The sequence below is a fragment of the Polymorphospora sp. NPDC051019 genome, assembly GCF_040683055.1.
Taxonomy (GTDB): Bacteria; Actinomycetota; Actinomycetes; order Mycobacteriales; family Micromonosporaceae; genus Polymorphospora; species Polymorphospora lycopeni.
The window spans coordinates 295064-309570 of sequence record NZ_JBFBCH010000006.1 but is presented as its reverse complement, the minus strand read 5'-3'; the positions used below and the strand labels follow the sequence as shown (position 1 = coordinate 309570).

The window sequence follows — 14507 nt, the reverse complement described above, 5'->3', positions numbered from 1 at the left end:
GCTGTCAGCGGCGTACGGAGTGTAGTTCGTCGGTGCCCGATCGGCCGATCGGCCGGAAGGGCATTACCAGACCTGCTCGAGCACCCGGATGGTGTTCCCGCCGATGACCTTGGCGATCTCGTCGTCCGAGTAGCCGTGCTTGACCAGCCAGCCGACGATGTTCCCGAACGCCTCGCCCGGGTTCTCCAGCCCGGACACGTACTCCACCCGGGGGTGCTCGGGCCGGTTGCCGGCGTCGTGGGCGTAGTTGCCGGCGTACGTGTTGTGCACCCCGACGTGGTCACCGAACATCGTGTCCGGACCGAACGTGACGTGGTCGATGCCGACCAGGTCGACGCAGTACTGGAAGTGGTCCATCACCGACTCGATCGAGTGGTGCTTGTGCGTCTCGGAGAGGGTGGTGTGCGGAGCGGCCTCGATACCGATGACGCCACCGCGTTCGGCGCAGGCCCGGATCACCTCGTCCGGCTTCATCCGGGAGGTGTCCCAGACCGAGCGGGCGCCGGCGTGGGTGATGAACACCGGTACCCGGCTGGCCTCGATCACGTCCAGCGAGGTCTGGTCGCCGGAGTGCGAGATGTCGATGGCGATGCCGAGCTTGTTCATCCGGTCCACCGCACGCCGGCCGAAGTGGGTCAGCCCACCGTCGTGCCGCTCGGAGAGACCACCGCCGAGCATGTTCGCCTGGCTGTACGCGATCCCGAGCTGGCGGACGCCGAAGCCGTAGAGGATGTCGATGCGGTCCAGCTCGTTCTCGATCGGGCTGCAGCACTCCAGCCCGGCGACCAGGGCCAGCCGGCCGTCCTGCTTGGCGGCGCGGATGTCGGCCAGTGACGTGGCCAGGAAGACGTGGTCCTGCTTGTAGAGGTCACTCATCCGCATCCCGAGGGCGTAGATGAGGTCGTTCCACTTCCAGCCGTTCTCACTGGTCACACAGGAGGCACCGGCCATGAAGTTGTCGAAGACCGCGGTCAGGCCGGAGCGGGCGAGCCCTTCGTAGCCGGTGCGCTGGCGCGCGGTGCGGTTGTAGGTCCGTAGCTCGCGGACGTCCTCGGGCAGGATCACCGGGTGCTCGTGCAGGGAGATCGCGGTGTGCTCGGTGAGCAGCCGGGTGACCCGCGCGCGCTGGTCGCCGGTCAGGCCGAGGTCGTGCTCCGGTACCCGGCCGACCTCCTTGGCCAGGTCGAACACCCGGTAGTCCGAGTGCGGCTCCAGGTACGAGTACGACCGGTGGCCCTTGTAGCGGGCAGCGGGTTCTTGCAGCAAGGCACCTTCTCCTTTTGGGGCGGATCGCCGGGCCCTATGCGGCCAGCGGGTAGTGGCAGGCGACCGGATGTTCACCGGCGGCCAGCGGCGGTTCGGTGGTGGCGCAGGTGTCGGTCGCCTGCCAGCAGCGGGTCCGGAACCGGCAGCCCGACGGCGGGTTGACCGGGCTGGGCGGGTCACCGGCGAGCAGGATCCGCTTGCGTTCCCGGCGTCCGACCGGATCGGGCACCGGTACGGCGGACAGCAGCGCGCTGGTGTACGGGTGTCGCGGCGACTCGTAGAGGCTCTGCTCGGGGCCGGTCTCCACCAGCTTGCCGAGGTACATCACGGCGACGCGGTCGGAGATGTGCCGCACCACGGACAGGTCGTGGGCGATGAAGACGTACGCCACGCCGAGCTCGTCCTGGAGCCGCTCCAGCAGGTTGACCACCTGCGCCTGGACCGACACGTCGAGCGCGGAGACCGGCTCGTCGCAGACGATCACGTCGGGGTTCAACGCGAGCGCCCGGGCGATGCCGATGCGCTGGCGCTGCCCGCCGGAGAACTGGTGCGGGTAGCGGTCCAGGTGCAGGCTGGCGTCGAGGCCGACCAGGTCGAGCAGTTCCTTCACCCGCTCGATCCGGCGCTTGCGGTCCAGCACGTCCGGGTGGATCTCGAAGGGCTGGAGCAGGATCTCCCGGATGGTGCGGCGCGGGTTCAGCGAGGTGTACGGGTCCTGCAGCACGATCTGGATCCGCCGGCGCAGCGCCCGCAGCTCCCGCCCCTTGGCCCGGTGCACCACCGACTCGCCGAAGCGCACCGCGCCGGAGGTCGGCTGTTCGAGGCCGACCAGCATGCGGGCCAGGGTGGTCTTGCCGCAGCCCGACTCGCCCACCACACCGAGCGTCTCGCCCCGGCGCAGGTCGAACGAGACCCCGTCGACGGCCTTGACCACGCCGCCGGAGGTGAACGGGATCCGCCCCTTGAGCGGGAAGTGCTTGACCAGGTTCTCGACCCGTAGCACCACGTCATCGTTGGGTGGCACCGAGCACCTCCTCGTAATGGTGGCAGGCGCTGCTCCGGTTGGCCGGAACGGCCCGCAGCGGCGGCAGGGTCACCAGGCATTCGTCGGTGGCCCGGGGACAACGCAGGTGGAACGGGCAGCCGGCGGGGAGCCGGGCCGGGTTGGGCGGGGCGCCCGGGATCGCGTAGAGCTGCTCGTCGCGCCGGTCCACCCGGGGCATCGAGGCGAGCAGCCCTTCGGTGTACGGGTGCGCCGGACCGGCGAAGATCTGCTCGACCGTGCCCCGCTCGACGATCCGGCCGGCGTACATCACCGCCACGTCGTCGGCGACCTCGGCCACCACGCCGAGGTCGTGGGTGATCAGCAGCAGACCCATCCCGCTGTCCCGCTGGATCTCCGCGAGCAGTTCCATCACCTGGGCCTGCACGGTCACGTCCAGGGCGGTGGTGGGCTCGTCGGCGATCAGCAGGTCCGGTTCCAGCGAGATGGCCAGCGCGATCATGATGCGCTGGCGCATACCGCCGGAGAACTGGTGCGGGTAGTCGCGGATCCGGTCCTTGGCGGCCGGGATCCGGACCCGGTCGACGAGTTCGATCGCGCGGCGGCGGGCATCGGCCTTGGACATGCCCCGACGGACCCGGAGCACCTCCGTGATCTGGTCCCCGACGGTGAAGACCGGGTTGAGCGCGGCCATCGCATCCTGGAACACCATGCCGATCTCTTCGCCGCTGACCCGGTCGCGCTGCTTACGCGGCAGGGTCAGCAGCTCCCGGCCGCGTAGCCGTACCGAACCCGTGATCTTCGCCGGCGGGACGTCGAGGATGCCCATCACCGCCTGCGCGGTGACGCTCTTGCCGGAGCCGGACTCGCCGAGGATGGCCAGGGTCTGCCCGGAGTCGACCTTGAGCGACACCCCGTTGACCGCGTTCACCGGCCCGGACGGGCCGGGGAACGCGACCCGCAGGTCGGCGATCTCCAGCAGTGTCATCGCAGCACTCCGGCTCTGCCGAGGAAGTCCCGCACGACCCGCTGGAACTTCTCCGGCTCCTCCAACTGCGGCGAGTGGCCGGACTTCTCGAAGACCACCAGCTCACCGTCGGGGACCAGGTCCGCGATCACCTGTGAGGCCTCGACCGGGGTACGCCAGTCGTGCCGGCCCACGGTGACCAGGGTCGGGCAGGTGATCGACGGCAGCTTCGGCTTGAGGTCGTACCTGGGCATGTTCTGGCCGAAGGCCGCGTTGTGGGTCCGGTAGTGGAAGCGGGTGGCGGCCAGCCGCGCCTCGTCCTTGGCCGGGTCGTGCTGGTGGTCGTACAGCGGCAGGATGGCCCGCCAGTAGTCCCGCAACTGCTCGTTGCTCTCGAACCGACCGGTGCCGATCCGGTCGATGACCCACTCCGGAATCACCGAACGGTCGGTGTTGCGCGCCCGCTCGACCGCGAGGTGGTCGTGTGCGGTGTCCGCCGCGGTGTCCCGCAGCACCAGCGCGGAGACCCGGTCCGGGTGCGCGATCGCGTACTCCAGGGCGATGAACCCGCCGTACGACCCGCCGGCCATGACGATCTTCTCGTAGCCGAAGTGCTCCCGGATCGCGTCCACGTCGGCCACCCACTGCTCGTGGGTGAACGGCTCGTCGTCGCTGGATTCGCCGGATCCGCGGGCGTCGAAGACGATGACCCGCATCCGGTCGGAGAACGGACCGAAGGAGCGCTTCGGCTCGCTGCGCGAGCCCAGGCCGGGCGCGCCGTGGTGCACGATCATCGCCGGCGCGTCGGTCGGGCCGAATGCCTCGACGACCAGTTCCGCTCCGTTGATCTTCATCGGACCCCCTCGATGACGTTGGATGCCAGGTCGCGTGGGTAGCCGGTGAGCCGGCGCGGGCCGGTCTCCTCCACCAGGACCGTGTCGGAAATGCGGTAGCCGGCGTGGCCGGGAACGTAGACACCGGGCTCGCTGGAGAGCAGCATCCCGGGGGCGAGCACGGTGTCGTCGCCGTCCTCGACCCACGGCGCCTCGTGGTTCTGCAGCCCGATGCCGTGCCCCTGCCGGTGCCGGATGTAGTCGCCCAGTCCCTGCTCCCGCAGCACGTCCAGGCAGATCTTGTTCACCTCGGCGCAGGTACGGCCGGCGGTCATCGCCCGGGTACCGACCTCCTGCGCCTCCCGGTCGGCCTCGTAGTAGCGCACCTGCTCGGCGGTGGGCTCACCGATGATGAAGGTGCGTTCGCTCTCCACGAACCGGCTGGCCACCGCGGCACCGAGGGAGAGGATCAGCGTGTCGCCCGCCTGGATCCGCCGACGCGTCGGCAGGCCGTGCGGCAGCGCCGAGTTCGGGCCGGCGTAGACCAGCCCGCCGGCCAGCTTGGTGGTGTAGACGACCATGTCGTACTCGGCGTACATCCGGTCGGTGCCGTAGCCGATCACGTGCCGGGCGATCTCGTCCTCGCGGGGGAGTGGCCCGCCGCTGGCCAGCGCCTCCTCGATCAGCGCCCGGCCGGCACCGAGCATCTCGTCGCAGATCCGGGCGGCGGCCTCGTGGAACGGGATCTCCTCGGGGAACTTGCGCAGCCGCAACTTCGCCACCGCGTCGGTGGTCTCCAGCGTCGCCCCGGCGATGGCCCGCGACAGCGCCTTGAACGCGCCGACCGACACCCCGGCGCCCACCCCGATCCGGCGGACCGGGCCGCCGGGACGGGACAGCGCCGAGGCGAGGGTCTGCTCGGCGGTGACCACGCCGGGGAACTCGAAGTAGCTGACCGTCGGGATGGTCACGCCCTGCTGGGCGGCGTACTCCTCGTCGAGGCGGGGGATGACCAGCAGCGGATCTCCCTCCCGCGGCATCCAGAGGTAGACCGGTCGCTCGGTGGCGATGTAGAAGAAGCCGCTGAGGAAGGCGACGTCCGCCGGGGACGTGGCCAGGAACCCGTCCAGGCCGCGCTCGTCGAGCGCCTCGCCGAGCCGGCTCCGGACGCTGGTGTAGAAGCTTTCGGGCAGTCGCATGGGTCAGCCTCCGTTGCGGCGGGGGTCACGGGAGTCGTTGAACCGCGTACCGGCCAGCGTCGCCGCCAGCACCAGGAACAAAATCGCCAGCGACGGGAAGAGCGTCTGCCACCAGGCGATCGCGATCGTGCCGCTGCGCTGGGCGTTGAGCAGGATGCGCCCCCAGGACCAGGCGTCCGGGTCGCCGAGGCCGAGGAAGCTCAGGCCGGCCTCGGAGATCACCGCCCGGGAGGCGGTGAGCAGCACGCTGACGACCATCAGCGCGACGACCGCGGGCAGGATCTCCCGGGTGACGATCCGCCAGCCGGTGGCGCCGAGCACCCGGGCCCCGTCGATGTAGGGCATCGCGCTGATCACCAGGCCCTGCGACCGGATCAGCCGGGCCACCTCGGGCCAGGCGAAGAACCCGATGATCAGGGTCAGCGTCCAGACGCTCGGGTTCACCACCGCGGCCAGCATGATCATCAACGGCAGGGTGGGCAGCGCCAGCATCACGTCGGTGATCACCGTGGCGACCGCGTCGATCGGGCGGAAGTACGCCGCGGCAAGTCCGATCGCGGTTCCCAGCACGATCGCGATCAGCGAGGCGGCCAGGCCGATCACCATGCTGGTCCGGGTGCCCCAGACCACCTGGGCGAAGATGTCCTGCCCGAGGTCGTCGGTGCCGAACCAGTGCGCCCCGGACGGCGGTTGCAGCACGTCCGGGCCGGCGCCGGCGGGCTCGTCGGCGATCAGTGGCGCGAAGATCGCCATCAGCGCCATCACGAGCAGCACCAGCAGCGACAAGGCCACGGTGGGCTGCCGCAGGTAGTTGGACCAGGAGGACCGCTTGGGCGCGGCCGGGACCGGCGGCAGTGCCTGCTCGGCCAGCACGGGGGCACTCACGGCGCCCTCCCTTCTGTCTTCACGAAGGCGGGGTTGCGCTCCGCCGCACTCCTCGCGCTCACGGTGACTTCTGAGTTCGCGACTGCGGGGCTTCGCTCCGCCGCACTCCTCGCGCTCGCGGTGATTCCTGAGTTCGCGACTGCGGGGCTTCGCTCCGCCGCACTCCTCGCGCTCACAGGCGGATCCTGGGATTGAGGACCGCGTAGAGCATGTCGGTCAGCGCGTTGGCGATCACCACGGTGACGGCGAGCATGATGAACGCGCCCTGGATCACCGGGTAGTCCTGCTGCCCGACCGCCTCGTAGATCAGCCGGCCGACCCCGGGATAGGCGAAGACCGTCTCGGTCAGCACCGCGCCGCCGACCAGGGTGCCCAGTTGCAGACCCATCAGGGTCAGCGCCGGCAGGATCGCGTTGCGCAGGCCGTGCTTCCAGACCCGACGCCGGGCCGAGAGACCACGGGCCTGCGCCGCGCGGATGTAGTCCTCACCGAGGACCTCGATCATGTTGGTACGCAGGGTCAGCGCGTACGGGCCGAGCTGGACCAGGACCAGGGACAGCACCGGTAGCGCCAGGTGGTGGAACAGGCTCAGGTAGGCGGCGGCGCCCCGGGTGTCGGGGTCGATCGCCCCGCCGATCGGGAACCAGCCGAGCTGGGCTCCGAGGAAGACCAGCAGCAGGATGGCGACGCTCGGCACGAACAGGGCGTTCGCGCTGATCCCGAAGCCCTGCAACGCGCGGTCGAGCCACTTGCCGCGGTTGACCGCGGCGGCGACACCGATCGGGATACCGACGGCGACGGTGAGGACGAACGCGCTGCCGGCCAGCAGCAACGTCCAGGGCAGCCGGTCGAGGATGATGTCGGTGACCGGCTGGATCTGCCGGAACGAGATGCCCAGGTTGCCCTGGACCAACTCGCGCAGGTACGACACGTACTGCTCCCACAACGGGCGGTCGAGGCCGTACGTCTTGAGCAGTGCCGCCTGCATCTCCGGCGTCATGTCGCCCTCGACCATGAGGGTCGTGGGGTCCCCCGGCAGGAGCCGGAGCAGGAAGAACGTCGAAGTGATTGCAATCCATATGGTCAGGACGGCCTTCAGTGCCCGGCTGAGCACGAAACGCGCCATGGGGGGACCCCTCCTTTCCCTCTGGTTCGGGTTACTTGACCGGGGTGACCTGGGCCAGCGAGTACGCGGTGACCATGCCGAGCAGGTCCGACGGCGACGGAACGAAGCCGGTGAACTTGCTGGCGTTGTAGGCGAACTGGAAGTTCTCCACGTACAGCGGGGTCAGGTACGCCTGCTCGTGCACGACCTTGTCAATGTTCTTGATCTTGGTCTTGAACGCCTCCGGGTCGGTGGTGCCGGCCGCGTCGTTGATCAGCGCGTCCATCTCCGCCGACTCGAGCAGGTTGTAGTTGATGCCACCCGGGTTGCTGGACAGGTAGGTGCTGCGCAGCTGGTCCATCGGGTTGTCGAACACGCCCCACTGCGAGGCGTCGATGTCGTACTCGCCGTTCTTGGTGCGGGTGAGGAACGTGTTCCGCTCCACGCACTCGTTCTCCAGCTTGATGCCGGCCTGGGCCGCGCTCTCGCGGAACAGCTGCACCACGCGGGTCATGTTCGCGTTGGACTGGTCGCACGCCACGCCGAAGTTCAGCTCGTCGAAGAAGCCGTCGTTGTTGGCGTCCTTGTAGCCGGCCGCGGTCAGCTTGGCCTTCGCGCCCGCCGGGTCGAACGCGTACGGCTGGATCTCGGTGTTGTCGTACTCGGAGAAGATCGGCGAGATGGGACCGGCCATCTGCTGGCCGTCACCCTGCAGCACCGCCGAGATGATCGCCTTGGTGTCGACCGCCATCGACAGCGCCTGCCGGACCTGCTGGTCGGCGAGGTACTCGTTCTTCATGTTGTAGGTCAGGTGCGCGAAGCCGAGCGCCCCGACCTTCTCGAGCTTGATCTTCTCGTCGTTCTCGAAGGTCTTCGCCGCCGAGACCGGCACCGGGGTGCCCATCATGTCGATGTCACCGTTGCGCAGCGCCAGCATCATCGTGTTCACGTCCGGGTAGACGCGGTACTCGACCTGGCTGACCGCCGCCTTGCCCTCCGGCGCCAGCGGGTAGTTGTCGTTGCGCTTCATCACGTAGCGCTGGCCCTTGGTCATGCTGTCCAGCACGAACGGACCGGCGCCGACCCAGTTCGAGTCGTTCGGGAACTTGGACAGGTCCCCGGCGTTCTCGAAGATGTGCTTCGGCACGATCGACATCCAGAACCCGACGCCCTCGGCGAACGGCGCGTACGGCTGGGAGAGCTTGAACTTGACCGTGGTCGCGTCCGGCGCCTCGATCGACTCGACCCAGGTCAGCTTCGCCGCGACGTTGCCGAGCTTGTACTTCATGATCATCTCGGCGCTGAACTTGACGTCCTCGGCGACCACCGGCTTGCCGTCGGTCCACTTGAAGTCGTCCCGCAGGTCGAAGACGGCCGTCTTGCCGTCGTCCTCGTAGCGGTACTCCTTGGCCAGTTCCGGCGCCTTCTTCGCGTTCTCGTCGATCCGCAGCAGGTGCGGGTACATCGCGTTGAGAATCCACGAGTCGGTCTTGCTGAGCGACTGGAGCGGGTTGAAGTTGCTCACGTCGGTGGTGGTGCCGATCCGCAGCACCGCGTCCGACGACGAGCCGCTGGAGGACCCGTTGTCCTCGTTCAGGCCGCAGCCGGAGATACCCAGCGTGGCCGCCACGCCGAGTGCGACAGCGAGCCGCCACCGACCCTTGACTGTCTTTTTCACCAAACCTCCTGAAGAACCCGGATGATGTTGCCGCCGATGACCTTGGCGATCTCGTCGTCGGAGTAACCGTGCGTGACAAGCCACCCGACGATGTTGCTGAAGCACTCCGCCGGGTTCTCCATGCCGCTCACGTAGGGCACCCGTGGGTGGTCCACCACGCCGTGGGCCTTCCCGATCGCCAGGTGCTGGGTAAAGCTGTCGTGCAGCCCGACGTGGTCACCGAAGTTGGTGTCCGGACCGAACGCCACGTGGTCGATGCCGACCAGCTCCACGCAGTAGGTGAAGTGGTCCATCACCGACTCGATCGAGTGGTGCGGGTGGTCCGCCGAGAGGGTGGTGTGCGGAGCGGCCTCGATGCCGATCACCCCACCCCGTTCGGCGCAGGCCCGGATCACCTCGTCCGGCTTCATCCGAGGGGTGTTCCAGACCGAGCGGGCGCCGGCGTGGGTGATGAACACCGGTACCCGGCTGGCCTCGATCACGTCCAGCGAGGTCTGGTCGCCGGAGTGCGAGATGTCGATGGCGATGCCGAGCTTGTTCATCCGGTCCACCGCGCGCCGGCCGAAGTGGGTCAGCCCACCGTCGCGGTCTTCGGAGAGGCCGGAACCGAGCATGTTCGCCTGGCTGTACGCGATGCCCATCTGGCGGACGCCGAAGCCGTAGAGGATGTCGAGCCGGTCCAGCTCGTTCTCGATCATCGTGGCCGCCTCCAGACCGGCCACCAGGGCGATCTGGCCGTTGCGCTTGGCCTCGAAGATCTGCTCCAGCGTGGTCGCCACGACCACGTGGTCCTGCTTGGCGACGTCGGCGAAACGCAGGCCGATGTCGTAGATGACGTCGTCCCACTTCCAGGCGTGCTCGCTGGTCACGCAGCCGGTGCCGTTCATGAAGTTGTCGAAGACCGCGGTCATGCCGGAGCGGGCCAGGCCCTCGAAGCCGAAGGAGTTGCGGCCGGTGCGGTTGTAGTCGCGCAGTTGCGACACGTCGGCCGGCAGGATCTTCGGGTGCTCGTGCAGCGAGATGGCCATGTGTTCACGGAGCAGCCGGGCCACCCGGGTTCGCTGGTCGTCGCTCAGGCCGAGGTCGTGTTCGGGCACCCGGCCGAGTTGCGGCGCGAGTTCGAACACCTTGTAGTCGGCGTGCGGCGTCAAGTAATCGAAGGACCGGTATCCGGCATAGCGGGGGGCAGATTCCTGCACTCGTCAACTCACCTCGTCAGAGTAGAGGCATGAGGAATGAGGTCTGACCTCATGCCTGCTGGGAACCTAGTCCAGGGGTGGCCGTCCTCGTAATAGCTGTGACCTGACTGTTATGGAGGGCAAGTGGCAAGGGTAAGTTAGACCTATTTGCGGAACTTTGTCATGCCGGATGAAGTTAAGTCAGCCTCGCGAGGGTCCAAGCCTCGACCCACCCTCCCTCGGGGAGTGGTCTGACCAATTTCGTCGGCGATCCGCTACGCCGTCCGCCAGTGGCCGCTCTCGGCACCCGTCCGGGGCCGCGGCGGTATCCTGACCCGGTCGGGCGCCCGCCCGCGGGTGACCATCCGACCGCGTCACGTCGGAGTGGGCACCGGGAGGACGGAGCGGGCATGGGTGGCGGGCGACGAGCCGGCGACGCGGACGTCGCCTGGCTCGACCGGGTCGCGCAGGCGGCCGCCCGGGACGCCGGTGACGTGCCGGTGGAACTGCTCGGCGACTACCTCGGGCTGCTGGTGGACGCGGCGGTGACCGGCCGACGCCCCAGGCGAGCCGAACTGGAGGCCGTCGGCCTGCTCGGCCGACGCGCCGCCGAGCAGGGCGTCTCCGCCGGCCGGGTGGTGCAGCTCTACCTGTCGGCCGCCCGCCGGATGTGGCAGGACCTGCCCCGGCTGACGCGTTCCGGTGACAGTGACGCGGTCCGCGCCGCCGCCGAGGCGGTGCTGCACGTGCTCGACGACGCGGTGGCGACCCTGGCCGAGGGGTACGCGGTCGCGCGCCGGGAACTGGTCCGGCGGGAAGAGGCGCTACGCCGTGAACTCGTCGACGACCTGCTGCGCGGCGAGTCGGACCTGGGCGGGTTGGTCCAGCGGGCCGAGCCGTTCGGCCTGGACCTGGCGCGGGTGCACCAGGTGGCGCTGGCCGCGCCGAGCCGCCGGCTTCCGGACACCGAGACGGCCATCAGCGCGCTCGAAGGGGTCATCTTCGACCGGTTGGGGGACCGGGACGTACTGGTGGCCACCAAGGAAGGGCTGCTCGTGGTGCTGGCACCGGCGCCGGGCGGGGCCGCCGAGAACGCCGGCGCCGGTCCGGGGACCGGGTTGGGGCGGCTGATGCTCGCCGAACTCGACCGCCTGCCCCGGGGAAGGCCGTGGCAGATCGCGGTCGGCCGGTCCTACCCCGGGGTGTACGGCATCGCCCGCTCCTACGAGGAGGCCCGGGACGCGCTCACGATGGCCCGGCGGCTGCGGGTGGAAACACCGGTGGTCGACGCCCGCGACCTGTTGATCTACCGCGTGCTGTTGCGCGACCAACCGGCGATCATCGACCTCATCCAGGCCGTACTCGTCCCGTTGAATCGGGCCCGCGGCGGCGCCGGCCCGCTGCTCGAGACGCTGGAGGCGTACTTCGCCAGTGGCGGCACCGCCACGGTGGCGGCCCGCCGCCTGCACGTGTCGGTCCGCGCGGTCACCTACCGGCTGGCCCGGATCAGGGCGCTGAGCGGTTACGACGCCGCCGACCCGACCGACCGGTTCACCCTCCAGGCGGCGGTGCTCGGCGCCCGGGCGCTGGACTGGCCGAACCAGCCGCTGCCCGCCGGCGCCTGAGTCCGCAGCACCCCGTCGAGACACCTGCTCACGACGCGACCTCGCCGGGCAGGTCGACGACATCCGGCAGACCCAGAAGCCCGGCGAGGGTGAGCGCCTCGGCCCGGGTCAACGCGAGACTCCACATCCGGTCCGGGTCGCCCGGATCGTCGTAGAGCAGGTCCCGTCGGCCACCGGCGAGGTGGGTGACCACACCGACCTGCCGGCCGTCGGCGGTCGTGATGACCTGACGCAGCCCGATCCCGGGCAACTCGGTCCGTTCGACGTGCATGGGAACTCCAATCGGTGGGGAAGGTGCCGCGGATCAGGCGGTGAGCAGCAGGCCGAGCCCCCGGATGGTGGCCAGCCAGGGGTTCTCGGGCACGGTCACCGACCGGCCGGTCAACGCCGCCAGCCGGCCGGCGACCCCGACGGTCGCGGCGCCGCCCCCGGTGACCAGTAGCCGGCGGCGTCCCCGTCGCCGGGGCGGACCGGCCAGACCCCGTACGGCCCGGGCGATCGCCGGGACCTGGTCGACGTGGTTGACCGTGTCGACCCGCAGGGCGGCCAGCACCTCGCCACCGTGGACCTGGACCACCTCGGTCCGCCCGTGTCCGATGTCGACGGTGACCAGTTCGTCGTCCGCGTCGAGACTCGGGCCGCAGGCGAGGCTGGCCGCCAGGGGTTCCTCCACCCAGGACACCCGCCCACCGGTGGCCCGCCCGGCCGTCGCGATCAGCATGTTGCGCTGCATCAGGGTGGCGGTGGCCGGCACCCCGACCAGCACCGGGGACGGCTTCGGATCCGGCCCGGCACCGAGCATGCTGCGCAGCAGATACGCGCAGGCCGGCAGATCGGCGATGACGCCGTCGCGGACCGGCCACACCAGCGGGGTACCGGTCCGCTCGGCGAGGTCCAGGGCGTCCCGCCCGGCCGCCAGGTACCGGCCGGCGGAGGCCCGGGCGACCACGGTCGGCGCGACCAGCGTGTCGTGACCGGCCAGCCAGATCCGTACGTTGAGGGTGCCCAGGTCGATGGCGATCGGGCAGCGGCCCCGCGCGCGGGCGTACGCCCCGGGAGCGAGCACTTTGTTCGGCCTCCGTTGTTCGACGACAGCACCGAACACGAGAGTCACCACCAGCAGGGGAGTGGGCCGGACCGCGCGCGGGCGCGATCCCGCCGGTCACCGGCCGGGGCGGCACGTATCGGTGGATGGGGAAGGCGGCCGGTAACCGGCCGAGGAAGACGTGGTCCGGTCCGGCGACCGCGGTCAGCCGGTGCGGGCGTACCCCGGTGGAGCCCGGTCGGCGGACCAGACCGGCCGGCGGCCGGCTGTCCACCGGTGCCGTGGTGACCCGACCCGACACCACGGCGCGCGGCCGGCCGGGGCGGCCGACACGAGCACGGACAGCACCCACAACATCGACAGCATCCGCTGCTCGTCGATGGTTGTCCGATGCTTCCGGCCAGGCATGGCGCCACCATAGCCCGGTTGCCGGACCCTGCCTACCGATCTCGGCGCGATGGGCGTCGGCCCGACCGATCGTTGCCGGACCCCGGCAACGAGCGGACCGGGTTGTTGGCCGGCGGCCACCCCTGTCGACCGGGGTGACCGCCGGCCACGCTGGTGGCTCCAGGTGCTGTTGCGACCCTGCCAGGAGGCGGTGATGACGACCCGTGTGGCGAAGCCGTGGCCCGCTACCCCCGGTCGCCCCGCCGGCGGTCCCGGACCGGGGCCGTCCCGCGCCCGCCGCCCGATAGGGCGCGCGGCAGGCGGTCCGCCCGGTCCGGGACCGCGTCACCGTCGGCGCGTCCGCCGCGCCGTCGTGTCCGGCAACTGATTCCAGCCGTTCCGGTTCGCGCCGACGGCCCGGCGGGCGTATCCGCCCGTGGCCCCGCGTTCCACCACCGCCGTCGTACCCGAAGTCGAGAGGGGATCGGCATGACGACACACCTCGGCACCCGCCGCCCGGCCGCCGCCCGGCGATCCGCGCCGCACGGCCCGGCAGCGGCCGTCATGACGTCGCCTACCCCGGTCGCGGTCGACCTCGGTAGCGCGTACCTGACGCTCTGGGCCGGAGAACGAGGGGTCACCGCGGCGCCGACGAACGAGGGCCGGACGCCCCTGATCCGCCGGGCCCGGATCATCGACGGACCCGGAAGCGTCGCGCTGCTGTCCCGCCTGCTGCTCGACTACCACGACCCGGTACCGGCCGGCGCGGTCGTCGTGGCCTGCCGCCCGGTGCTGGCGACCCCGGCCGACCAGCAGTTGACCCGCCGGGTGCTCACCCAGGTGTTCGCCCCGTCGCGGCTGCTGTTCATCGACACCCTGCGTGCGGCGGCGATCGGCGCCGGCGCGGCGACCGGCCGGTTGCTCATCGCCGACATCGGGGCGGAACTGACCGAGGTCGCGATGCTGGACGGCGGCCACGTCGTCGCCGCCCGCCGGGCCGACCTCGGCACCCGCGACCTGGCCCGGGGCGCCGGAGTGGACATGCTCGCCGACACCGTCGTGCGCGCACTGCGCGACGTGTGTCAGCAGGCCGACACGCACCGCTTCGCCTCACGGGCGCTGACCCGCGGCCTCGTTCTCGTCGGCGACGGAGCGACCCGGCCGGACCTCACCACCCAATTGGTGAGCCGGCTACGTACCTCGGTGCACCCTGCCGCGGCACCGCACACCGTGGCGCTCACCGGCGCCAGCCTCGCGGCGATGGCCGCGATCCGCCACCCGACCGCCGGCTGACCCACCTGGCCACCCGGCAACCCGAGGCTCCGGCCCCCGAGGC

General features: G+C 70.4%; 14 protein-coding genes. 2 read left to right on the top strand and 12 right to left on the bottom strand.

What is annotated here, in order from left to right:
* Positions 1 to 63: 63 nt before the first annotated feature.
* The 9 genes from AB0M79_RS14525 to AB0M79_RS14485 all read right to left on the bottom strand — a co-directional run bounded on the left by AB0M79_RS14525 (position 64) and on the right by AB0M79_RS14485 (position 10087).
* The gene (locus AB0M79_RS14525; RefSeq protein WP_364212694.1) at positions 64 to 1266 is read right to left on the bottom strand and encodes a membrane dipeptidase; all 1203 of its coding nucleotides are present in this window, start codon (positions 1264 to 1266) and stop codon (positions 64 to 66) included.
* A gap of 34 nt (positions 1267 to 1300) precedes the next feature.
* A complete protein-coding gene (locus AB0M79_RS14520; RefSeq protein ID WP_364212691.1) occupies positions 1301 to 2290 on the bottom strand; it encodes a dipeptide ABC transporter ATP-binding protein in 990 nt (329 codons plus the stop codon).
* Complete coding sequence (locus AB0M79_RS14515) at positions 2274 to 3257, bottom strand: ABC transporter ATP-binding protein (RefSeq protein WP_364212688.1); 984 nt, start codon at positions 3255 to 3257, stop codon at positions 2274 to 2276. Before AB0M79_RS14515 ends, AB0M79_RS14520 begins: the two co-directional genes overlap by 17 nt.
* The gene (locus AB0M79_RS14510; protein ID WP_364212685.1) at positions 3254 to 4090 is read right to left on the bottom strand and encodes an alpha/beta hydrolase; all 837 of its coding nucleotides are present in this window, start codon (positions 4088 to 4090) and stop codon (positions 3254 to 3256) included. Before AB0M79_RS14510 ends, AB0M79_RS14515 begins: the two co-directional genes overlap by 4 nt.
* Positions 4087 to 5268 carry a Xaa-Pro peptidase family protein gene (locus tag AB0M79_RS14505; protein WP_364212682.1) on the bottom strand — a complete coding sequence of 394 codons (1182 nt, stop codon included), beginning with the start codon at positions 5266 to 5268 and terminating at the stop codon, positions 4087 to 4089. The genes AB0M79_RS14510 and AB0M79_RS14505 overlap by 4 nt, the downstream gene beginning before the upstream one ends.
* A gap of 3 nt (positions 5269 to 5271) precedes the next feature.
* A complete protein-coding gene (locus tag AB0M79_RS14500; protein WP_357539253.1) occupies positions 5272 to 6153 on the bottom strand; it encodes an ABC transporter permease in 882 nt (293 codons plus the stop codon).
* A 172-nt stretch (positions 6154 to 6325) separates the two neighbouring features.
* Complete coding sequence (locus AB0M79_RS14495) at positions 6326 to 7279, bottom strand: ABC transporter permease (RefSeq protein WP_357539252.1); 954 nt, start codon at positions 7277 to 7279, stop codon at positions 6326 to 6328.
* Positions 7280 to 7310: 31 nt separating this feature from the next.
* Positions 7311 to 8936 (bottom strand): ABC transporter substrate-binding protein, encoded by a 1626-nt coding sequence (locus AB0M79_RS14490; RefSeq protein ID WP_364212678.1) that lies wholly within the window; start codon positions 8934 to 8936, stop codon positions 7311 to 7313.
* A complete protein-coding gene (locus tag AB0M79_RS14485; RefSeq protein WP_364212675.1) occupies positions 8933 to 10087 on the bottom strand; it encodes a membrane dipeptidase in 1155 nt (384 codons plus the stop codon). Before AB0M79_RS14485 ends, AB0M79_RS14490 begins: the two co-directional genes overlap by 4 nt.
* A 437-nt stretch (positions 10088 to 10524) precedes the next feature.
* Between AB0M79_RS14485 and AB0M79_RS14480 the strand changes: the two genes are divergently transcribed.
* Positions 10525 to 11739 (top strand): helix-turn-helix domain-containing protein, encoded by a 1215-nt coding sequence (locus AB0M79_RS14480; protein WP_364212672.1) that lies wholly within the window; start codon positions 10525 to 10527, stop codon positions 11737 to 11739.
* A gap of 28 nt (positions 11740 to 11767) precedes the next feature.
* On the opposite strand, the gene AB0M79_RS14475 is transcribed toward AB0M79_RS14480, so the two are convergent.
* The 3 genes from AB0M79_RS14475 to AB0M79_RS14465 form a co-directional block, all read right to left on the bottom strand.
* Positions 11768 to 12010 (bottom strand): potassium transporter TrkA, encoded by a 243-nt coding sequence (locus tag AB0M79_RS14475; protein WP_364212669.1) that lies wholly within the window; start codon positions 12008 to 12010, stop codon positions 11768 to 11770.
* Positions 12011 to 12043: 33 nt separating this feature from the next.
* Positions 12044 to 12805, bottom strand: coding sequence for a rod shape-determining protein (locus AB0M79_RS14470; RefSeq protein ID WP_364212666.1), 762 nt, complete (start codon positions 12803 to 12805; stop codon positions 12044 to 12046).
* Positions 12806 to 12988: 183 nt separating this feature from the next.
* Positions 12989 to 13192 (bottom strand): hypothetical protein, encoded by a 204-nt coding sequence (locus AB0M79_RS14465; protein WP_364212663.1) that lies wholly within the window; start codon positions 13190 to 13192, stop codon positions 12989 to 12991.
* 468 nt (positions 13193 to 13660) lie between these two features.
* Between AB0M79_RS14465 and AB0M79_RS14460 the strand changes: the two genes are divergently transcribed.
* Positions 13661 to 14464 (top strand): cell shape-determining protein MreB, encoded by an 804-nt coding sequence (locus AB0M79_RS14460; protein WP_364212660.1) that lies wholly within the window; start codon positions 13661 to 13663, stop codon positions 14462 to 14464.
* Positions 14465 to 14507 lie beyond the last annotated feature (43 nt).

Excerpts from the sequence above, each read along its gene's own strand:
- AB0M79_RS14515 (WP_364212688.1), bottom strand. The coding sequence starts at position 3,257 with ATGACACTGCTGGAGATCGCCGACCTGCGGGTCGCGTTCCCCGGCCCG.
- AB0M79_RS14510 (WP_364212685.1), bottom strand. The coding sequence starts at position 4,090 with ATGAAGATCAACGGAGCGGAACTGGTCGTCGAGGCATTCGGCCCGACC.
- AB0M79_RS14505 (WP_364212682.1), bottom strand. The coding sequence starts at position 5,268 with ATGCGACTGCCCGAAAGCTTCTACACCAGCGTCCGGAGCCGGCTCGGC.
- AB0M79_RS14495 (WP_357539252.1), bottom strand. The coding sequence starts at position 7,279 with ATGGCGCGTTTCGTGCTCAGCCGGGCACTGAAGGCCGTCCTGACCATA.
- AB0M79_RS14480 (WP_364212672.1), top strand. The coding sequence starts at position 10,525 with ATGGGTGGCGGGCGACGAGCCGGCGACGCGGACGTCGCCTGGCTCGAC.
- AB0M79_RS14475 (WP_364212669.1), bottom strand. The coding sequence starts at position 12,010 with ATGCACGTCGAACGGACCGAGTTGCCCGGGATCGGGCTGCGTCAGGTC.
- AB0M79_RS14465 (WP_364212663.1), bottom strand. The coding sequence starts at position 13,192 with ATGCCTGGCCGGAAGCATCGGACAACCATCGACGAGCAGCGGATGCTG.
- AB0M79_RS14460 (WP_364212660.1), top strand. The coding sequence starts at position 13,661 with ATGACGACACACCTCGGCACCCGCCGCCCGGCCGCCGCCCGGCGATCC.